General features: G+C 70.8%; 19 protein-coding genes. 7 read left to right on the forward strand and 12 right to left on the reverse strand.

What is annotated here, in order from left to right:
- Positions 1 to 155 precede the first annotated feature (155 nt).
- The 9 genes from ABD999_RS24240 to ABD999_RS24280 all read right to left on the reverse strand — a co-directional run bounded on the left by ABD999_RS24240 (position 156) and on the right by ABD999_RS24280 (position 10,053).
- Positions 156 to 3,008, reverse strand: coding sequence for a CDP-glycerol glycerophosphotransferase family protein (locus ABD999_RS24240; RefSeq protein ID WP_271276325.1), 2,853 nt, complete (start codon positions 3,006 to 3,008; stop codon positions 156 to 158).
- Between the two features lie 94 nt (positions 3,009 to 3,102).
- Positions 3,103 to 3,423, reverse strand: coding sequence for an MGMT family protein (locus ABD999_RS24245; RefSeq protein ID WP_148029282.1), 321 nt, complete (start codon positions 3,421 to 3,423; stop codon positions 3,103 to 3,105).
- Positions 3,411 to 3,770 (reverse strand): hypothetical protein, encoded by a 360-nt coding sequence (locus ABD999_RS24250; RefSeq protein ID WP_148029281.1) that lies wholly within the window; start codon positions 3,768 to 3,770, stop codon positions 3,411 to 3,413. The genes ABD999_RS24245 and ABD999_RS24250 overlap by 13 nt, the downstream gene beginning before the upstream one ends.
- A gap of 22 nt (positions 3,771 to 3,792) precedes the next feature.
- On the reverse strand, positions 3,793 to 4,950 hold the full coding sequence (locus tag ABD999_RS24255; protein ID WP_148029280.1) for a S8 family serine peptidase: 1,158 nt from the start codon (positions 4,948 to 4,950) through the stop codon (positions 3,793 to 3,795).
- On the reverse strand, positions 4,944 to 5,852 hold the full coding sequence (locus ABD999_RS24260) for a hypothetical protein (RefSeq protein WP_271276324.1): 909 nt from the start codon (positions 5,850 to 5,852) through the stop codon (positions 4,944 to 4,946). Before ABD999_RS24260 ends, ABD999_RS24255 begins: the two co-directional genes overlap by 7 nt.
- 57 nt (positions 5,853 to 5,909) lie before the next feature.
- Positions 5,910 to 7,166 (reverse strand): S8 family serine peptidase, encoded by a 1,257-nt coding sequence (locus tag ABD999_RS24265; RefSeq protein ID WP_261808308.1) that lies wholly within the window; start codon positions 7,164 to 7,166, stop codon positions 5,910 to 5,912.
- Positions 7,160 to 7,876 (reverse strand): hypothetical protein, encoded by a 717-nt coding sequence (locus ABD999_RS24270; RefSeq protein ID WP_261808307.1) that lies wholly within the window; start codon positions 7,874 to 7,876, stop codon positions 7,160 to 7,162. The genes ABD999_RS24265 and ABD999_RS24270 overlap by 7 nt, the downstream gene beginning before the upstream one ends.
- A gap of 56 nt (positions 7,877 to 7,932) precedes the next feature.
- Complete coding sequence (gene moeZ, locus ABD999_RS24275) at positions 7,933 to 9,114, reverse strand: adenylyltransferase/sulfurtransferase MoeZ (protein ID WP_148029279.1); 1,182 nt, start codon at positions 9,112 to 9,114, stop codon at positions 7,933 to 7,935.
- 42 nt (positions 9,115 to 9,156) lie between these two features.
- Entirely contained in the window at positions 9,157 to 10,053 is an 897-nt protein-coding gene (locus ABD999_RS24280) for an alpha/beta fold hydrolase (protein WP_271276323.1), read from the reverse strand.
- A 118-nt stretch (positions 10,054 to 10,171) separates the two neighbouring features.
- Between ABD999_RS24280 and ABD999_RS24285 the strand changes: the two genes are divergently transcribed.
- Positions 10,172 to 10,537 carry an SH3 domain-containing protein gene (locus ABD999_RS24285; RefSeq protein WP_271276322.1) on the forward strand — a complete coding sequence of 122 codons (366 nt, stop codon included), beginning with the start codon at positions 10,172 to 10,174 and terminating at the stop codon, positions 10,535 to 10,537.
- A gap of 637 nt (positions 10,538 to 11,174) precedes the next feature.
- Positions 11,175 to 11,543, forward strand: a complete 369-nt coding sequence (locus ABD999_RS24290) for a hypothetical protein (RefSeq protein ID WP_148029276.1) — start codon at positions 11,175 to 11,177, stop codon at positions 11,541 to 11,543.
- Positions 11,544 to 12,324: 781 nt separating this feature from the next.
- Here the strand turns inward: ABD999_RS24290 and ABD999_RS24295 are convergent.
- Together ABD999_RS24295 and ku are read right to left on the reverse strand one after the other, a co-directional pair.
- Positions 12,325 to 12,609: a hypothetical protein gene (locus ABD999_RS24295; RefSeq protein WP_148029275.1), complete on the reverse strand. Its 285-nt coding sequence runs from the start codon at positions 12,607 to 12,609 to the stop codon at positions 12,325 to 12,327.
- A 316-nt stretch (positions 12,610 to 12,925) separates the two neighbouring features.
- Positions 12,926 to 13,861: a non-homologous end joining protein Ku gene (gene ku, locus ABD999_RS24300; protein ID WP_271276321.1), complete on the reverse strand. Its 936-nt coding sequence runs from the start codon at positions 13,859 to 13,861 to the stop codon at positions 12,926 to 12,928.
- A 213-nt stretch (positions 13,862 to 14,074) separates the two neighbouring features.
- Between ku and ligD the strand changes: the two genes are divergently transcribed.
- From ligD to ABD999_RS24320, 4 genes are all read left to right on the forward strand, one after another.
- A complete protein-coding gene (gene ligD, locus ABD999_RS24305) occupies positions 14,075 to 14,959 on the forward strand; it encodes a non-homologous end-joining DNA ligase (RefSeq protein WP_271276320.1) in 885 nt (294 codons plus the stop codon).
- Between the two features lie 33 nt (positions 14,960 to 14,992).
- On the forward strand, positions 14,993 to 15,205 hold the full coding sequence (locus ABD999_RS24310) for a hypothetical protein (protein WP_246639498.1): 213 nt from the start codon (positions 14,993 to 14,995) through the stop codon (positions 15,203 to 15,205).
- Between the two features lie 62 nt (positions 15,206 to 15,267).
- Positions 15,268 to 15,888 carry a TetR/AcrR family transcriptional regulator gene (locus tag ABD999_RS24315; RefSeq protein WP_148029272.1) on the forward strand — a complete coding sequence of 207 codons (621 nt, stop codon included), beginning with the start codon at positions 15,268 to 15,270 and terminating at the stop codon, positions 15,886 to 15,888.
- 83 nt (positions 15,889 to 15,971) lie between these two features.
- The gene (locus tag ABD999_RS24320) at positions 15,972 to 16,205 is read left to right on the forward strand and encodes a DUF3107 domain-containing protein (protein WP_246639500.1); all 234 of its coding nucleotides are present in this window, start codon (positions 15,972 to 15,974) and stop codon (positions 16,203 to 16,205) included.
- A gap of 50 nt (positions 16,206 to 16,255) precedes the next feature.
- Here the strand turns inward: ABD999_RS24320 and ABD999_RS24325 are convergent, their stop codons facing one another.
- Positions 16,256 to 16,900: a ferritin-like fold-containing protein gene (locus ABD999_RS24325; protein ID WP_148029271.1), complete on the reverse strand. Its 645-nt coding sequence runs from the start codon at positions 16,898 to 16,900 to the stop codon at positions 16,256 to 16,258.
- Positions 16,901 to 17,249: 349 nt separating this feature from the next.
- Here ABD999_RS24325 and ABD999_RS24330 point away from each other — a divergent pair, with 349 nt between their 5' ends.
- Complete coding sequence (locus ABD999_RS24330) at positions 17,250 to 19,190, forward strand: DEAD/DEAH box helicase (RefSeq protein WP_271276319.1); 1,941 nt, start codon at positions 17,250 to 17,252, stop codon at positions 19,188 to 19,190.
- The last annotated feature ends 83 nt before the right edge of the window (positions 19,191 to 19,273 follow it).

Below are 19,273 nucleotides of genomic sequence, written 5' to 3' on the forward strand. Positions count from 1 at the left end.
CGCACCAGCCGCCAGGTCTGACCACTCACAACCCTAGATTCCACCAGACCACAGGGGTAGATCGTGCCGGATTGACCGGTCTCCCGAGCGATCGTCCAGGGTAGCGGGGCAAATCTGAGTTTTCCCGCCCGACACGCCGGGCGGGAAAACGGGCGTCAGGAGAAGATGTGGTCCACGACGCGGGCGGTGGCCTTGCCGTCGTCGCGGGGCGCGAACGTGGCGCGGAAGGCGTCGTAGCGGTCGGCGTGGGCCGCCGCCACCTCGTCGATCGACCGCAGCGCGTCGATCACCTCGGCCGAGGTCGGCAGCACCGGGCCCGGCGCGATCTCCGGCAGGTCCAGGTAGAGGCCGCGCTTGGCCGAGTACTTGGGCAGGTCGTAGCCGTACAGGACGATCGGCCTGCCGGTCACGACGAAGTCGGCCAGGACGGACGAGTAGTCGGTCACCAGGACGTCCGTCACGAGCAGCAGATCCGCCATATCCGGATAAGTCGTGACGTCGTGAGCGATGTCGGGAACGGCGGGCGCGGCCTGCATCGGGTGCGCGCGCACCAGCAGCTCGTGGTCCGCCCCCAGCGCCTCCCTGGCCTTCGCCAGGTCGAGCTTGACCATGGCGTTCTTGCGGTCGTAGTCACGCCACGTGGGCGCGTACAGGACGACCCGCTTGCCCTCGGCCAGCCCGAGGCGCGCGCGCACCTTGGCCGCGAGCTGCTCGCGGTCGGGCGAGGTCAGCACGTCGTTGCGGGGCAGCCCGCTCTCCAGCACCTCGCCCTGGTAGCCGAACGCCTTGCGCAGCACGGGCGTGGCCCACGGCGACTGCGACAGCAGCACGTCCCAGCCGCGCACGTCGGCGGCCTGCCGGTGCCAGACCGGCGGTCTGGGGTCGCGGCGCATGTGCGGCTGGTCGTTGCCGATGTGCTTGACCGGGGTGCCGTGCCAGGTCTGCAGCACCACCTGGCCCTCGCGGGAGCGGAACCAGACGGGCAGGAACGAGTTCGTCACGATGTAGCGGGACCTGGCCAGCGCCGCCTTGTGCTCGCGGCTGCCGGCCCGCACGACGGTGGCGGGGCCGGGAGGGGTGAACGCGCCGTCCTTGACGATCCAGATGTGCTCGCGGTCGTCGCCGCGGCGCAGCCGCTCCTCGTAGATGGCGCGGACGCTGTCGGCGTACAGGCGGCCCTCGTTGACCACGTAGACGGTGGCGTCGTTCAGCGGCTCGGTGCGCTGCTGCGGGTAGAAGACCTTGCGCAGCACGTGGGTGCCGGCCAGGCCCTTCTCGTTGGCGGGCCGGTCCTCCTCCGACAGCACCACCGGCACGTCGAAACGGGTCGACACGATGCGGAAGCAGTGGCCGCCGGCCGTGCGCGGGCTCTCGTCGAGGCCCTCCAGCGCGGCGTGGTCCATGCGCACCGGGACGATCTCACCGGACGGGTGCCGCATGGACATGTTCCAGGTGCCGGAGGCCAGCGGCACGGGCTCGCCGAAGCGGTCCATCGCGCCGGGCTCGAACCGCACCTCGAAGTCCTCGCCGGTACGCGTCATCGGCAGCTGGTAGGACAGCCCGGAGCGGTGGCGCAGCGAGACGGCGCGCGGGCCCGCGGCGTCGGGGTAGCGGCCGCGCAGCACGAGCGTGGTGCCCTCCCACACGGCCGAGACGATGACGGGCCGGATGCGGTGGGCGGAGATGATCACGCGGTCACGCCGGTCGCCCAGCACGGTGATCTCGCGGTCGCCGCTGGTGAACCTGGTCTCCCCCAGGTCGCCGAGCATGACGGTGGCGGCCGGGTCGCCCTTGGGCTCGACCCACAGGCGGCGGCCGTCCTTCTCCTGCAGCAGCGCGGGCACGGCGAGGTCGAGCGTCACCTCGGTGGCGGCGCCCTTGGGGGTGAAGTCCGCGGCCATGCGGTGGCCGCCGACCCGGGCGTGGCCCTTGGTCACGACCCGGCCGGCCAGGGTGATCTTCAACTGCAGGTGCTCGTCGTCCACGCGGACGCCGGTGAGCTCGGCCCGGTTGGGCTGGAACGCCACCTGGAGCGCGCGGTCGGAGGTCCACACCGGCCTGACCCACCAGCCGGGGCTGAGCTGGCGGCCGGCGGGCCGCTCGCTGCGCCCGACGCCGTAGCCGCGCAGCAGGCCGGTGGCCCGGGCGCCGCGGCTCCAGAACACGATCTCGGCCCGCCACGTCGTGGTGTCGGCCACGGCCGGGCGGCGGCGCAGCCGGCGGCGCACCGCGGAGACCATGCCCCTGGCCGCGCCGCGCCAGCGCAGCGCCCACGGGTTCAGCTCGGCGGTGAAGCCGGACCAGTCGTAGTTGCAGCCGACCTCGCGGGCGCCGTGGGTGGCCTCGGGGGCCAGCACGCGCCTGGTGCGCAGGCGCACCGGCGGCAGCCAGCGCGGGCCGCGCAGGACCACCGTCGCCCAGTTGGCCCGGCGGCTGCGGACCGACAGCCCGGCCAGGTAGGCGTAGCCGGAGATGCGCAGCTTGCGGCCGTCCCACACGATGTCGTCGATGTGCGTGACGGGCACCAGGTCGGCCTTGCGCAGCCGGTACAGGTCGGCCGGCAGCTCGTCCTTGAGGGGCAGATCGGCGTACCAGCGCAGGCCCTTGCGGATGCGCTTGGACGGCTCGGCCGCGGCCGCCACGACCTGGGCGAGCGTCTCCCCCTCGACCAGCTCCTCGTCGGCGCGGGTCTCGATGAGGTGGCACATGAGGCGGCGCGCGACCGGCAGCTCGCGCTTGACCTTCGGGTCCACCCCGGAGAGGTACGGGCGCACGAGGGTGAGGAGCTCGCGCCGCGTGTCGGGGCCGCGCTTGACCGCCAGGTCCATCCGCGCGCCCAGCGGCCCGCTGAGCACCTCGGTGTCGAACTCCGCGCTGCGCCCGCCGGGCCCGACCAGGGTCATGATCTCGTCGAGCGGCTCGCCGCGGTCGCAAAGGTCCTGGACAGCCTTCAGGCGGTCGGGGATCGCTTCGCCGCCGGGGCTCTGGGCTGTCAGGCCGTTAGCCATCGCGGTAGGCACCGCCTTTCAGGCCGCCGTTATGTTCAGCCCATGGTAATAGGAGTCACAAGATGTGAAATCGCACAGTTCGCGAAGAGGCAGGTCAACGGGCTTCCTGTGAATCCGCTGAACGCCCGTCCCAGCGCGCCCGGCGCATGTCGACCCGTTCGCCGCGCAACGGGGTGCCCTCCTCGCGCCAGTGGGACAGGCATCGCGCCTGGTGTCCGGGGGCGCCCGTGCCGTCGGCGTGCACCACGCGCCACCAGGGCACGCCGCCTCCCCAGGTGGACATGACCCGCCCGACCTGACGCGGGCCGCCCTCGCCGAGATACTCGGCGACGTCGCCGTAGGACATGACCTTGCCGGGAGGGATGCGGTCGACGACGTCGAGCACCCGCTCGGCGTACGGGTTCAGGGGGTCCACGCCGCCGGGCCCGCTCGGAGCATCTCGTCGAGCCTGCCGAGCTCCGTCGCCAGGCCTTCGGCCAGCACCTCGACCGCGCCGTCGCGCAGCGCGTAGACCTCGCCGTCCTCGCCCACGAGCCGGGCGCCGAGCGCCGCCGAGAGCCTCACGAGCTGCGCCACCTGCCAGTCGGAGCCGGGTTCGCCGACCACCTGGCCGCGCCACGCCCCCACCGCGTGGGCGCCGTCGCCGTGCCTGGCGACGATCTCTTCGGAACCGCGCAGCTCGAACCCCGCCGGCTCGATCGCCTTCGCGAGGTCCGCGAGGGCGATCGGCGACTCACGAACCACGCGCAGTTCGTATCCCATGGGGCGCGACCTTAGCGGATCTTCACTCCCTGCGTTGGTTGAGAACCACGATTCCACCGCAGAACATGACAAGGGCCACCAGAACCCCAATCCCGTACAGCCAGAGCCGCCACGCGTCCGGCCCCGGCGCCGTCGGCGGCGGGGAGTCCTCCCCCTGCCCGAAGTGCTGATCGTCGGGTACGGGGACGCTGCGGCGCTGCCCGCCGAGCGTGGCCGCGGCGTCCAGCGCGGCGCCCGCGTCGACCACGCCGAAGCCGACCTCCTCGTCATAGCCGTCGGCCGGCCTGCCCTTCGCGCCCGCGGCCAGCGCCTGCGCCACCTGGTCGGGCCGCAGGCCGGGGTAACGCGCCTTGATGAGGGCGGCGACCCCCGACACCAGAGCCGCCGCCGAGCTGGTGCCCTCCGACAGTTCGTAGCCGCTGCCGCGCCTGACCACGGGGACCCCCGAGCCCGGCGCCGCGACCAGCACCGACAGGTTGTCACTGCTGTACGAGGCCACCCTGCGCTGTTTGTCGACGGCCGCGACGCCGATGACGCCCGGGTATCCGGCCGGGAAGCTCCAGTAGGAGGTGCCGTTCTCCCTGGCGTACTCCGTCTTCCCGTCGTTGCCGACGGCCGCGACCAGCACCACGCCCTTGCCGAGCGCGTACGAGACCGCCTCGCGCTCGGACCTGTGGGCCCCGTACGTGCCGATGGACATGCTGACGACCTGCGCGCCCTGGTTGACCGCGTACCGCAGGGCCCGCGCGAGCGGGCTCTCGATCACCGCGCGGTCGTCGGCCAGCGGCGGGTCCACCCGGTCCGGGTCCTCCGCCACCGCCAGCGGCAGGGACAGCACGCGGACCTCGGGCGCGACGCCGACGTAGCCGTCGTCGGCGCCGGAGGCGGCGATGAGCCCCGCCATCGCGGTGCCGTGGCGGCCCGGGGTCACCTCGCGGCGCACCGCGCCCGAGCTCATGTCGGGGCCGACGGTGACCCGGCCGCGCAGCTCCTTGACGTCGGGGTCGACCGCGCTGTCGATGACGGCCACGGTGACGCCGGCGCCCTTGGTGGTCCGCCACGCCTGCTCGACGTTGAGCGCGTCGAGCACCCACTGCTGCCGGTCGCGGATGGGCGCGGCGTGCGCCGGGGTCTGCAGCAGGAGAAGGGCGGCGACCAGGGCGCGCACGACGGTCAGCACACGTTCCCCTGGGTGCACGGCGGGACCTTGGGCGGATCCGCCAGGAAGTAGGCGATCTGGTTGCCGATCGACCGGGCGGCCGGCCAGAGCTCGCTGTGCAGCTCCTCCTCCGGCGGGATCGCGGCCCTGGTGCGGCCGTCGGCGTAGCCGCCGGTGGTGAAGACGAGGTAGGGCCCGGCGCCGGCCCAGCCGGTGCGCTGGCGCTGCTCGGCGCCGAACCGCTCGGCCACGGTGCCGGGGAAGGCGACGGGCAGCACGCCCACCCGGTCGTCCTGGGTGAGGTCCCCACCGGCCGAGGCCCTGGCCTCCTGGTCCTTGAGCACGGCCACGCCGATGGTGAAGACGAAGGTGGAGCTCTGGTCGACGTACGTGGCGCGCAGCAGGCTCACGCAGCCGTGCTCGGCCAGGATCGCGCCGACCGCGGGGTCCACGGCGTCGCGGCACCTGGCCTCGGGGGCGATGCCGACCCGCCTGGCGTACTGCTGGGTGCGGTCGAGGCCGAGGTACTTCAGCTCCTCGGGGAAGATGCCGGTGGTGGGCCACGACTGCCAGCGCCGGGCGATCTCCTCCTGCTTGTAGCGGTTCTGCTCCTCGGCGGTCAGCGGGCGCGAGCGCGTCTCCTTGAACAGGCCCACGGTGCCGAGCAGCACGACGACGGCCGAGAGTGCCACGATGACGCCCACCAGTGCCACGAACGCCCGCCGGTAGCGGACGCCCTGCTGCAACTGGTCGGTCTCGGCCCGTTGCCTGGCACGCTGCCTGGACATGGACCGGCCGGTCGCCGGCGACCAGTCGCGCACCCGCGACCTGCGGCCGGTACCGGCGCCGAGCGGGTTCTTCCGTCCCGGCGTGGCGTCCCCCGCGGCGCGCGGCAGCCCTGTGGTGGACCTACGTGCCTTCACCACCGCCTCGTTCCCAAGCTCGGCTTTCTGTGTCATTCGTCCCCGTAACAGGGCGGATCATGCGTCTTGGTCATTGTGCGCTCGTCGCACCCTCCTCACCAAGGCGAGGATGACCGCCACCGAGCCGACCGCGCCTCCGGCCGACGCCACCGCGATCGACGCGTGCAGCACGACGCGCCGCTCGTCCCTGTGGACGACCTTGACCGGGCCCGCGGCGCCGCCGCCGAGCGGCCGGTCGGGGTCGTGCGCCAGCGCGGCGGGCGCGGCCTCCGTGTGTCCGGCGAGCTTGGCCGCCTCGGCCAGCGCCCTGGCGGCGTTGACGACGCCGAAGCCGGTGCCGGTGTCGTAGCCGGTGGGCGGGCTGTCGACGGCCCCGGCGGCGAGGGCGCGGGCCACGAGCGGCGGCGACATCTTCGGGTATTTCGCCCTGACGAGAGCCGCGACGCCGGAGACCAGGGCGGTCGCCTGCGAGGTGCCCCGGCCCGTCCAGTACTCGTCGCCGGGACCCGCGCCCATGATGTCGACGCCGGGCGCGGCCACCAGCACCGAGGCGTTCCCGTTGGAGAAGGCCGCCCGCCGCAGGCCCGCGTCGGCCGCGCCGACCGCCACCACGCCGGGGAAGGCCGCCGGGTAGGAGTACGGGGCCGCCCCCGCCACCTTGCGGGTGCCCTCGTTGCCGGCCGCGGCGACCAGCACGACGCCCTTGCCGATGGCGTAGCGGACCGCGGCCCGGTCGGCCTTGCTGGCCAGCTCCTTCGAGATGGACAGGTTGATGACGTCGGCGCCCTGGTCGACCGCGTAGCGGATGCCCCTGGCCACCACGTCCTCGAACCTCGGGTCGACGTTGAACGTCCGGAACCCCGGCTCCTCGTCCTCCAGGATCACCCGTACCGACAGCACCTCGGACTCCGGGGCGACGCCGATGATCCCGTCGGCGCCGCCGGGGCCGTGACCGTGACCGGCGATCAGTGACGCCATGTACGTGCCGTGCAGGCGACGCGGCGCCACCCCCGGCGCGTTGGCGCCCTCGGTGAAGTCCTCGCCCACGGTCACGGAGCCGGCCAGGTCGCGGTGGCCGGGGTCGACGCCGGAGTCGAGCACGGCCACGGTGACGCCCGCGCCCCGGCTGACCTCCCAGGCGGCGGGCAGGTCGAGTGTCTTGATGACCCGCTCCTGACTGGCCCGCACCTCGTCGGCCACCGCGGGCGCCGCGTCGAGCAACAGCACCCCGGCCACCGCCAGCGTCCCGGTCAGCGCGGCCTGCCCGCGCCCGCCTCTGCCGGGGCGCGAGGTACGCGGGCGGCGGGTCAGCACTGCCAGTCCTCGGAGGCGCAGTCGGGCATCCGCGGCATGGTCAGTTCGGCGAGGACGCGCTCGGAGATCTCGGTGGCGAAGGCGAAGACGGCCGGCCGCTGCTCGGCCGCGCCACCGGGCCGTCCGTCCACCTGACCGGCCGTGGTCAGCACCAGGTACGGGCCGGACTGGCGTACCGAGCCCCGCTGGCGCACCGCCGGCGCGAACCGGTCGGCCACCGTGCCGCGGAAGGCCAGCGGGAGCAGGCCGGGAACCGGCTCGCCGCCGGCGGGGAACGCGGACTTGGCCCGGGCGGCGCGCGCCGCGTCGGGCAGGGCGACGACGCCGATGGTGACGAGCACACCGCGCAGGGCGTCGATGTACGTGGCGCGCAGCACGGCGCGGCACCCCGACTCCGTCAGCGCGGGGACGGCCACGGCGTCGACCGCGCCGGCGCAGCCGGTCGTCGGTGAGATGCCCAGCCTGCGGGCCCGCTCCTTGCCGCCCTGCTCGGCGGAGTAGGACAGCGTGGCGGGGAAGATGCGGCCCGCGTCCCAGGTGCGCCAGCGCTCGGCGACCTCGCGCTGGGAGGCCGCCCTGAGCTCGGCGGCCGTCGGGCCCCGGGTGAGCTCGGAACTCACCGAGCTCGCCGCGACCCCGGCGGCCACCGCGCAGACCGAGGTCAGCGCGGAGGCCACCACCAGGATGGGCCAGAGGCGAGCGTTGTCCACAGGATCGACCTTAATGCGGCCGACCCTCCGCCATCCGCAGAAACCGGACCGCCGGTCTAGTACTCCGGCAGGCTCGGGTCGACGGTCTTGATCCAGCTCAGCACGCCGCCGCCGACGTGGACGGCGTCGGAGAACCCTGCGTCCTTGACGACCGCCAGGGCCTCGGCGGAGCGGGCGCCCGACTTGCAGTGGAGCACGATGCGCTTGTCCTGCGGCAGCTTCTCCAGGGCGGAGCCGTTGAGGAACTCACCCTTGGGGATCAGCGTGGCGCCGGGGATGCTCACGATCTCGTACTCGTTGGGCTCGCGGACGTCGACGAGGAAGATCCCGTCGCCGTTGTCCTGCATGGCCTTGAGCTCGCGGGCGGTGATGGTGGAGCCGGAGACCGCCTCGGCGGCCTCGTCGGACAGCGCGCCGCAGAACGCCTCGTAGTCTTCGAGCAGCTCGGTGACCGTCGGGTTCTTGCCGCACAGGACGCACTCGGGGTCCTTGCGGACCTTGACGTCGCGGTACTTCATCTCCAGGGCGTCGTAGATCATCAGCCGGCCCACCAGCGGCTCGCCGATGCCGGTGATCAGCTTGATGGCCTCGTTGACCTGGATGGAGCCGACCGACGCGCACAGCACGCCGAGCACGCCGCCCTCGGCGCAGGACGGGACCATGCCGGGAGGCGGGGGCTCCGGGTAGAGGCAGCGGTAGCAGGGGCCCTGCTCGGCCCAGAAGACGCTGGCCTGACCGTCGAAGCGGTAGATCGAGCCCCACACGTACGGCTTGCCCAGCAGCACCGCGGCGTCGTTCACCATGTAGCGGGTGGCGAAGTTGTCGGTGCCGTCGAGGATGAGATCGTACTGGGAGAAGATCTCCATGACGTTCTCGGTGGTGAGCGTGGTGTTGTGGATCACCACGTCGATCAGCGGGTTGATGGCGCGCACGGAGTCGGCGGCGCTCTCGGCCTTGGGCCGGCCGACGTCGGCCTGGCCGTGGATGACCTGGCGCTGCAGGTTGGAATCGTCGACGACGTCGAAGTCGATGATGCCGAGCGTGCCGACGCCCGCCGCGGCGAGATACAGCAGCGCGGGCGAACCGAGGCCGCCGGCGCCCACACACAGCACCTTGGCGTTCTTCAGCCGCTTCTGCCCGGCCATCCCCACGTCGGGGATGATCAGGTGGCGCGAGTAGCGGCGCACTTCGTCAACGGTCAGCTCGTCAGCCGGCTCGACCAGCGGTGGCAACGACACTTTCTACGCTCCCGTTCCAGGGGTCTTATCTCCCTTTGAAACCTAGCCGGGCAGTGGGGCATTCCCCAATCGCGTCTCACCGATCAGACGACGCGTCTCCAGCGCGACGAGACGGGGCTGCTCCATCATCGCCACGTGCCCGGATCCGGGCAGCAGAACCAGCCTCACCTGCCGGAACGTGCGCGCCGCCCGGGCGGCCATGGCGGGCCTGACGAGCCGGTCGTGCCTGCCGTGGATGATCAGCGTGGGCGCCTCGACCCTGGCGGCCAGCCGCCACAGCGACTGCGGGCCGCGGCGCAGGTATTCGGCCACGATGCCGCGGGCCGAGCCGAGCATGGCGGCGATGGTGTGCGGCAGGTCGTCGCGGCGGCGCAGCTCCTCGACCGCCTCGCTCAGCCGTACCGGATGGATCGCCCGCGCGTTCGCCCAGACCATGGCGAACGTGGCCTCGACCCGCCGCTCCGCCGGGAGCAGCTTGAGCCTGCCCGCCAACCACTCCCCCACCCAGGGCGTGGCGGCCGCCGCGACCCGGACCGGGCCGTACCTGGGGATCAGGTCGGGCAGCGCGGGCGAGACGAGTGTGAGCGAGCGCACCAGGTCGGGGCGGGTGGCGGCGACCCGCACGGAGACCGCGCCGCCGAGCGAGTTGCCGAACAGGTGGGCCGGGCCGGTGTGCTCCAGCAGGCCGATGACCGCGCGGGCGTGCGCGGGGACGCCGTAGTCGCCGTCGGAGGCGGCGGGCGAGCATCCGGATCCGGGCAGGTCGACGGCGTGACCGGTGACGACGTCCTTCAGCTCGTCCATCAGGTCGGTCCAGTTGGTCGCGGAGCCGGCCAGGCCGTGCACGAACACCGCCTGCTCGGGGGCGCCCTGCGGGGTCGATCTGACGTGCACGGGCCCGATCATCCGTCCCGGCCAGTGCGGGACCGGCTCTGCCATGGCTCCTCCTCATAACCATCCTGCTTAGGGGCGGTCTGCATTCCGTACAGACGCGTTTTCGCCTCGCGCCGCAGGACATCAGCCGCGTACGTCCAACGATACGGACAGGGGAAATGTGATGAGGTTCAGCCGTGTCGCGGTGGTGCTCGCGTTCGCGGTCGTGGCGGGCGGCGGGTTCGCGACCGGCACGGCGGGGGCCGCCCGGGGGCCGGCCCCGACGGTGGCCGCCGCCGTCGGAGGAGCGCGGGACGGGGACGGGCGGGCGCCGAAGCGGTGCAGGTACGCGGTGCGCCGGATCGAGACGAGACTCAACGTGCGCGGGGGGCCTGGGACCCGGTACCGGATCGTGGACAAGCTCTACCCGGGCGACTACACGTGGGGGAGCTGCCGGAAGTTCGGCAGGTGGCGGAAGGTGCGGGGGGTCGACGCGGACCGGCTCGGGTTCAGCCACGCGTACTACCTGAGGCGGATCGACACCCGCTGACCGGACAGATCCCGATTTTTCGTGTTTAGGGATCTAATCGATCTTTTGATACGCCGAGAACATGGCAAAAGCCACCACATGCCGTTTATGGCGGCCATCGCCGGAAAACATGAGAGCAGCGGCACCCAGCGTGATGTCAACGGCACTCATCGTGACGAACGGTCAGGGTCGACGACGCGGCACATGGCGCCACATCCACGGCATGCGCCGGAGGAGCCCGTCACATGCCTCCTCCGGTTGACGCCGGTCATGGAAGCGCCCCGCGATAATTCGCTCGCTGGGTGCCGCCGTTTCAGCGCGAACATGGCACGGCTCGCGCGTTCTCGCTTTTTCGGAGCAGTATTTACGGGGCGCTCCGGCCTGCCCTTTTCCGCAGGGAATTCATTGCGGGAGAACAGGCCGGAAAGACGGTGTTCCACCCTGTGGAGCCGCCCACATTTCCGCCCGAATCGGACATATCGTGCCATTTTGCGAGATAGATCTACAAGGCGAGCAATAAGATTGTTATTGCATAGCAAAATAGGGCGAACTCCGTTTCATAGGCCACAGGCCGGAAATGACATTCAGCAGGATGACTCATTAGTAGCCGTCCAGATCGTCGAGAACGGGGCAATCCGTCCTTTAGGGGGAAAACGCAATGCCCAAGCTCAAGAGTGTTATCGCGGGCCTCGCCGTCAGCACCGCGCTTACCGGCGGCCTGGTTGCCGGAGGTGCGACCGCCGCCGCCGCCATGCCGACCACCGCGCCCGTCGTCACCGACGACGGCTTCGGTGACGGCTTCAACGACGGCTTCGGCTTCAACAACGGCCTCGGCTTCGGCTTCTTCGGGGGCCACACCTTCGGCAACCGCCACAGGTGCGGCCACCACCACGGCGGCGGCTGGGGCCGTCGCAGCAAGAACAAGCACATCTGCGTCGTGGTCCGGAACTTCAACTTCAACGAGAACAAGCTGCGCCGCCACGACCGTCACCACCACCGCCGTCACCACAGCAACCTCATCAACTAAGGCGAGCCACCTCGCCGACCGCCGGGTGCGGATGGGATGAGCGCTCGTTTTCATTGATGGTCGTCCGGTCCCTTTCCAGGGATGTGGTTTCCCGGCTCGTAGTGAATTCCGGGCTCTCGGGACAGGCCGTGTGCGATGGCGCGGCCTGTTCTGAGATTTCCTTCTCGTCTCCGCGGCAACTTCGAGGGCTCCGCCGGCAATGGCGCCGGCGGGGCCCTCATTGCGTCGCCCCATGGACGGCCGGGGCTTCCGAGCTCTCAGGATCCGCTCCTGGAGTCCGCCCAGGCGCCGAGCTCCCGCGCACCGCCGACGCCCGTATCCATCGGTGCGGCCCTTCTCACGAAAGGCCGCACCGATGGATACGGGCTCTTTCATGTCCCCTGCGCACCCCTCAGCCAGGTTCGCATCGGGGCGTCACAAGGGCTCTCAGCGCTCCCGTGAGACCGCCCGGCAAGGGACATGCCGAAATCCCCGCCTCCGGGAATGCGCCCGTGCACGACAAAAGGAGAGGGCTCCCCCGGCGCCAGTGCCGGCGGAGCCCTCGAAGTTGCCGTGGAGACGAGAAAGGAAAACTCAGGACGGGCCGCGCCATAGAACGCGACCCGCCCCCGAGAGAGCCCGGAATTCACCACAGAGCGGAAACCGTATCCCCAGAAAAGGGGCCCCGAACCGATCCTCAATGAGAACGAGCACTCATTCCTGCGCCGTCAACGACGATTGATCACTAGCCGACGTGTCATCCACTGGCTGCGCCATGCGACGGCCGGCGAGGTTGTCGATGTCAGTCGAGGTCGTCCCAGCCCCAGTTCCGGTGGTGGCGCCGGTGCTCGTTCGGGTTCCGGTTGATGTTGAAGTTCTCGACGATGACCCGGACTTGCTTGCGGTGGTGCTTGCGCCACCAGCAGCGGTGGCCGCAGTGCCCGCCGGTCAGGACCGACGTGCCCGCGCTGACCTGAGTGGCGGCAGCTGCGCTGGTGGTGGTCATGGTCGCGCCCGCGACCACGACGCCACCTGTCACGGCGGTGCTGAGGGCGAGGCCCGCGAGAACACTCTTGAGCTTGGGCATTGCGTTTTCCCCCTAAAGGTTCGATTGCCCCGTACTCGGGACCTTTCTTAAGGTCCAAGAAAGGTCCCCGGATGATGCTGAAGACTCATCCGGTAAGTGATATTCCCGTCACTCTGGGTGAGCAAACGGTCATCCTTCCATTTTGCTATGCATTAGCGTTGCTATTGCTTAAATTAAGCGTTTATAGAATGTAACTGCACGAATTGTCCGATATGTCCGCTAATGCAAGGCAAGCGCCGGCAGGATCATCCGGGTACGCGGCCGCATGGCCGCGCGTGAGAACGGACAGCGGGGGTGAGTCCAGGGGCAGGAGGCGTCAGGCCGACTTGCGGGCCTTCCGCTTGGCGGGGGCCTTCTCTTCCTGGCCCTTCTCTTCCTTGGCCTTCTCTTCCTTGGCGCTGTCGTCCTTGGCCCTGTCGTCCTTGGCCTTCGCCTTGCCCGAGGCGGCCCGCTTCGGCTTGGCGGGAGCGCCCTCGCGCTCGCGCTTGGCGGCCTCGACGCTGGCCCGCAGCGCCGCCATGAGGTCGACGGCGGGGCCGCCCTCCTCCTCGGCCTCCGGAGGCGTGATGACCTCCTTGCCCGCCACCTTCGCCTCGATGACCTCCTGCAGCGCCTCGCGGTAGGTGTCGTGGTACTCGGCCGGGTCGAAGTCGGCCTCCATCGTGGAGATCAGCGACTCCGCCATCTTGAGCTCCTGCGTCCGCACGTCGATGTCCTCGTCCAGGAACTCGAAGTCCGGCTTGCGGATCTCGTCCGGCCACAGCATGGTCTCCAGCACGAACACCCCGTCGCGCACCCGCAGCGTCGCCAGCGACTCGCGCTGGCGCAGCGCCACCTTGACCACCGCCACCTGGCCGGAGCTCTCCAGCGCGTCGCGCAGCAGCACGTACGGCTTGGCCCCCTGCGCGTCGGGCTCCAGGTAATAGGACTTGGCGAAGTAGATGGGGTCGATCTGCTCGGCGGGGGCGAACTGCAGCACGTCGATCCGGCGGGAGGTGCTCAGCGGCAGCCCTTCGAAGTCCTCGTCGGTGAGCACGACCATCTCGCCCGTGGCCAGCTCGTAACCCTTGGCGATGTCCGCGTACGCGATCTCCTCGCCGTCGAGCGTGCACACCCTCTTGTAGCGGATGCGGCCGCCGTCCTCGCGGTGCACCTGGTGGAAGCTGACGTCCTTCTGCTCGGTGGCCGAGTAGAGCTTCACCGGGATCGTGACCAGCCCGAAGGAGATCGCACCTTTCCAGATGCTGCGCATGGGCAACTCCTCAGTAGTGTCGGGCGGTTCGCCAACGGGGACATACCCGTCCCCGTGCGACCAATGCCATAGCTCGTCGAACCCATGCCGGGCCGGTCCTGTGGCGTTATCGATGGGTTAGACCCGATCTCGTCGGGGAGGTGGCGTACACGAAGGCCGCGCCGTCCCGTGTGGCGCGGGCCCGGAGAAGCTGCCCCCGGAGGTGACGGCCCGATGAGCCCGGCGAGCAAGGTCCCGGTGCGGGTGGACGGGCGGGAACTCGTCCTGAGCAACCTGGACAAGGTGCTCTATCCCGAGTCCGGCTTCACCAAGGCCGAGGTCATCGACTACTACAGCCGGATCGCCCCGGTGCTCCTGCCGCACCTGGAAGGCCGGCCGCTGACGGTCAAGCGCTTCCCGAACGGCGTCGAGGGCATGTCCTTCTTCGAGAAGAACGCCCCCGAGCACACCCCCGGCTGGGTGCGCAGGGCGCGGCTGCCGGCGCCCGGCAGCACCAAGGACCGCGACACCATCGACTTCGCCCTGATCGACGACCTGCCGGGGCTGGTCTACTACGCGAACCTGGCCGCGCTGGAGCTGCACGTGCCCCAGTGGCGGGTGGACGGGGAAGGACGCGCGCTGCCGCCGGACACGCTGGTGTTCGACCTGGACCCCGGGCCCCCCGCGACGATCGTGGAGTGCTGCGAGGTCGCCCTGATGCTGCGCGAGGTGCTGTCGGCCGACGGCCTGGAGGCCAGGCCGAAGACCAGCGGGAGCAAGGGCATGCAGCTGTACGCCGCGTGGGACGGCCGCGAGGAGCCGTCGGCGTACGCCAAGCGGCTGGCCCAGGCGCTGGCGAAGCGGCACCCCGAGCGGATCGTCAGCGTGATGGCGAAGAAGCAGCGGCCGGGCAAGGTCTTCATCGACTGGAGCCAGAACAACCCCGCCAAGACCACGGTCGCGCCATACTCGCTGCGGGCCAGGACGCGTCCGACGGTTTCCACGCCACTGCTGTGGAAGGAGGTCGAACGCTGCGAGAGCCCGGAAGACCTGGTGTTCACGTCGTCCGACGTGCTGGCCAGGATGGAGAAGCACGGCGACCTTTTCAGCCGGGCGTAATCTGGTTCAGTCCACACGAAGAGGGGGACCGACATGTCGGAGATGGACGTACGCGGGGACGACGACAACTTCGCCGATGACCAGGAGCTGCCGATCGAGGCGACGCCGGCCGACGCCGCCGAGCAACAGCGTCCGCTGCGGGAGGACGACGAGCAGTGGCGCCTCGAGCTTCCCCTTGAGGTCAACCCGGCCGACGCGATCGAGCAGGACCGCGTGGTCGGGTACGACGACGACGACTATCGCTGAGGTGATGACTACCCGCCCGTAGGATGTCGGCAGACCCGGCACGAAACCCGTTGGAGACCCGTGTGACCGCTACCCCGGACGCCAAGCCCCGGGGCACCCGGCTGCCCCGACTCGCCCGCCGCAGGCAGCTGCTGAGCGCGGCGCAGGAAGTGTTCGTGGAGAACGGCTACCACGCGGCCGCCATGGACGAGATCGCCGACCGCGCGGGGGTCAGCAAGCCGGTGCTCTACCAGCACTTCCCGGGCAAGCTGGAGCTCTACCTCGCGCTGCTCGACCTGCACGTCGACGACATGGTCACCCGGTGCAGGGAGGCGCTCGCCTCCACGACCGAGAACAAACTGCGGGTGCAGGCGACGTTCAGCGCGTTCTTCGACTTCGTCTCCACCCAGGGCGAGGCGTTCCGGCTGGTCTTCGAGTCCGACCTGCGCAACGTGGCGCCGGTGCGGCAGCGCGTGGAGCGCTCGCTCAACGAGTGCGCCGAGATGGTCAGCGCGGTGATCCAGGAAGACACCGGCTGCACCAGCGACGAGGCCCACCTGCTGGGCGTCGGGCTGGTCGGCATGGCGGAGGTGAGTGCCCGCTACTGGGTCAGCGAGCACGGCTCCATCCCCAAGGACGCGGCCGAGCAGCTCATGGCCCGGCTCGCCTGGCGGGGCATCAGCGGTTTTCCGCGTACGGCTTAACCCGTTCGCTGGGCGCGATCAGCTGCGCTTTTCCGGCGTCGAACGGCCACGATGAGGGAAGCCCCGCCCCGTGGAAAGGGAGCATGATGGAAATCAAGATCGGCGTGCGTTCGGTGCACCGTGAGCTCGTTGTGGAGACCGACCTGTCGTCCGAGCAGGTCGAGGAGGAAATCCGGAAGGCCCTTGCCGCCGATCGCGGCGTGTTCGCCATCACCGACGTGAAGGGCAGGCGTGTGGTGGTGCCGGTGGCGTCGCTGGGCTTCATCGAGATCGGCGAGGACGAGTCGCGTCCCGTGGGCTTCGGCGGCACCCTCTAGGCGCCGCCGCCCGGGAGCCGCCTTGAGGCGCGGCTCCCGGGCGTGACGCCTCAGATGCCGAGCGCCGCCATGCGCTTACCGTGCTGCTCCGTCAGTTTGGCGAACAGGCGGGAGATCTCCGCCTGGTCGTTCGCGCCCGACTCCACCAGCATGAGCGCCAGCTCCGGGCGTTCCGCCGCCACCCGCTGGCCCTGGCTGAGCGCCTCGCCGACGAGCCGCCTGGCCCACAGCGCCAGCCGCCCGCTCACCGCCGGGTCCGCCGCGACGCCGGCCCGTACGCGCTCGACGGCGAACTCCGCCCGCCCCTCGTCCGTCAGCACCTCGTCGACCAGCTCCACGATCGACGGGTCCAGCCTCCGGGCCGCCTCACGATAGAAGTCGAGCGCGATGCCCACCCCCACATAGGCCTTGACCAGGGCCTGCAACCAGTCGGCCGGGCTGGTCTGGGTGTGCCAGGCGTCCAGCGCCCCGGCGAACGGCTGCATCGCCCGCTCCGGGTCCGCCCCCAGCTCCCGCAGCCGGTCGTAGAGCAGCCGGAAGTGCTGATACTCGGCGACGGCCAGCTCGCACAGCGCCGTCCGGTCGGCGAGCGTGGGCGCCAGCGTGGCGGCGTCCTCGGTCATCCTCGTGAATGCGCTCAGCTCGGCATAGGCCAGGACGCCGAGCAGGTCGGCGACCCCAGGAGACTCGTTCATGGAAGGCAGCGTACTTCCGGGAATCTTCGGGAACATCCGTAAGCCTGGTCAGCGTTGTGGTATCGAGTACACTGCTCTGAGAAAGTGCGACCGCACTGTGTACATTCGGGGGTCTCTCCTCCGAATCCCCCGATCCCCGGGTGCGCGGTCGTAATGACGCGAGAGGGCTGGCTCTACCGCGAGGACCCAGATACGAGGTCGGATTTCCGCCCGTAGGTCCCGGCAGGCCCGCCTTCATTTGAGACTGAGGCAGGCCACGCTGACGACTTTCCGAGACCTCGGAGTCACACCAGAAATCGCCGATGCCCTCGAGACCGAGGGCATCACGACACCGTTCCCGATCCAGGAAATGGCGCTTCCGCTGGCGCTGAACGGCCAGGACCTGATCGGCCAGGCCCGCACGGGCACCGGCAAGACCTACGCGTTCGGCATCGCGATGCTGCAGAGCATCGGCAAGCCGCGCAAGAACCGCAAGAAGCCCCGCGGGCTGGTCGTCGTGCCGACCCGCGAGCTCGCCACCCAGGTGAGCGAGGACCTGGTCACCGCCGCCGGCAAGCTCGGCTCGCGGGTGCTCACCGTCTACGGCGGGCGCGCGTACGAGCCGCAGATCGAGGCGCTCAAGGCGGGGGTCGACGTCATCGTCGGCACCCCCGGCCGGCTGCTCGACCTGGTCAAGCAGAAGCATCTCGACCTCGGCCAGGTCAACACGCTGGTCCTCGACGAGGCCGACCGGATGCTCGACCTGGGCTTCCTGCCCGACATCGAGCGGATCTTCAAGCTGATCCCGGCGGAGCGGCAGACGATGCTGTTCTCCGCCACCATGCCGGGCGAGATCGTCACCCTTTCCCGCAAGTACCTCAGCCGCCCCACCCACGTGCGCGCCGAGAACGAGAGCGGCGAGGCCGAGACCACCCCGCAGGTGCGCCAGATCGTGTGGCGCGCCCACCGGATGGACAAGATCGAGATCGTGTCCCGGCTGCTGCAGGCCGAGGGCCGCGGGCTCACGATGATCTTCTGCGAGACCAAGCGCGCCTGCGACATGGTCTCCGAGCAGCTCGACACCCGTGGGTTCGCGGTCGCGGCCGTCCACGGCGACCTCGGCCAGGGCCAGCGTGAGCAGGCGCTGCGGGCGTTCCGCAACGGCAAGGTCGACGTGCTGGTCGCCACCGACGTGGCGGCCCGCGGCATCGACATCGACGACGTCACCCACGTGGTCAACTACGACTGCCCCACCGACGACAAGACCTACGTGCACCGCATCGGCCGCACCGGCCGGGCCGGGCGCACGGGCATCTCGGTCACGTTCGTGGAGTGGGAGGAGCTGACCCGCTGGAAGATGATCAACCAGATGCTGGGCCTCGACTTCCCGGAGCCCGAGGAGACCTACTCCACCTCTCCTCACCTCTACACCGAGCTCAACATCCCCGAGGGCACCAAGGGCGTGCTGCCGCACGCCAGCCGCTCCCGGGCGGGCCTTTCCGCGGAGCGCATCGAGGACCTCGGCGAGACGGGCCGGCCACGCGCGCGCGGCCGTCGCCGCGACGAGCGTGAGGAGCGGGAGCGGGAGCGGGAGCGTCCGGCCCGCACGCGCCAGCGCCGCCGCACCCGCGGCGGCAGGTCCGCGGAGGAGAGCACCGCGGGCAGCCCTGCCGTCGAGACGCCGGAGGTCGAGCTCGTGACCGGTCGCTCCAGCCAGCACCAGGAGGAGACGCCCGCGATCATCACTGCCGAGGAGGTGGCGACGGCCGCCGAGCCGCGCCGCCGCACCCGGCGGTCCGCCGTCCAGGAGGAGCAGGTCGCGGACGTCACCGCCCGCCAGGAGCGGTCCGTCACGGCCCCGCCGAGCGACCACACGGCCGCGCCCAGGCGCGACCAGATCGCGGCCCCGCCGCGTGACGAGATCGCGACGCCGTCGCGGGACGAGATCGCGGCCTCCCAGCGGGACGAGGTGGCCACGCCGTCGCATGACCGGATCGCGGCCTCCCAGCGGGACGAGGTCGCGACGCCGTCGCGTGACCGGATCGCCGCCTCCCAGCGGGACGAGGTCGTGGCGCCGGCACGCCAGGAGACCGAGTCCTCGTCGCGTGACGAGGCCACGGCGCCGGGCGAGCCGGAGTTCGCCGCACCGCGGCGCGAGCCGGAGCGGATCATCCCGGCCAGCCCGTTCACGGTGATCTTCCAGTCACCTGACCTGGCGACGGACGACGACGACATCGCGCCGTCGGCGGCCACGGAGCGCAAGCAGCAGCGCCGCGGCGGCAACCGCGGCAACCGCCGCCGCACCGGCTGACACGTTCGGCGAAAGGCGCGCATCCCGACCGGGGTGCGCGCCTTTCCGCATGTCACGGGCTTTCTCACGGACATGGGCACGAC

This window comes from Nonomuraea ferruginea (genome assembly GCF_039540635.1).
GTDB classification, from domain to species: domain Bacteria; phylum Actinomycetota; class Actinomycetes; order Streptosporangiales; family Streptosporangiaceae; genus Nonomuraea; species Nonomuraea ferruginea.

Coding starts and splice junctions, on each gene's coding strand:
- ABD999_RS24280 (WP_271276323.1), bottom strand. CDS start 10,053: ATGGCAGAGCCGGTCCCGCACTGGCCGGGACGGATGATCGGGCCCGTG.
- ABD999_RS24285 (WP_271276322.1), top strand. CDS start 10,172: ATGAGGTTCAGCCGTGTCGCGGTGGTGCTCGCGTTCGCGGTCGTGGCG.
- ABD999_RS24320 (WP_246639500.1), top strand. CDS start 15,972: ATGATGGAAATCAAGATCGGCGTGCGTTCGGTGCACCGTGAGCTCGTT.
- ABD999_RS24325 (WP_148029271.1), bottom strand. CDS start 16,900: ATGAACGAGTCTCCTGGGGTCGCCGACCTGCTCGGCGTCCTGGCCTAT.
- ku (WP_271276321.1), bottom strand. CDS start 13,861: ATGCGCAGCATCTGGAAAGGTGCGATCTCCTTCGGGCTGGTCACGATC.
- ABD999_RS24310 (WP_246639498.1), top strand. CDS start 14,993: ATGTCGGAGATGGACGTACGCGGGGACGACGACAACTTCGCCGATGAC.
- ABD999_RS24240 (WP_271276325.1), bottom strand. CDS start 3,008: ATGGCTAACGGCCTGACAGCCCAGAGCCCCGGCGGCGAAGCGATCCCC.
- ABD999_RS24290 (WP_148029276.1), top strand. CDS start 11,175: ATGCCCAAGCTCAAGAGTGTTATCGCGGGCCTCGCCGTCAGCACCGCG.
- ABD999_RS24295 (WP_148029275.1), bottom strand. CDS start 12,609: ATGCCCAAGCTCAAGAGTGTTCTCGCGGGCCTCGCCCTCAGCACCGCC.
- ABD999_RS24250 (WP_148029281.1), bottom strand. CDS start 3,770: ATGGGATACGAACTGCGCGTGGTTCGTGAGTCGCCGATCGCCCTCGCG.
- ligD (WP_271276320.1), top strand. CDS start 14,075: ATGAGCCCGGCGAGCAAGGTCCCGGTGCGGGTGGACGGGCGGGAACTC.
- ABD999_RS24330 (WP_271276319.1), top strand. CDS start 17,250: ATGGCGCTTCCGCTGGCGCTGAACGGCCAGGACCTGATCGGCCAGGCC.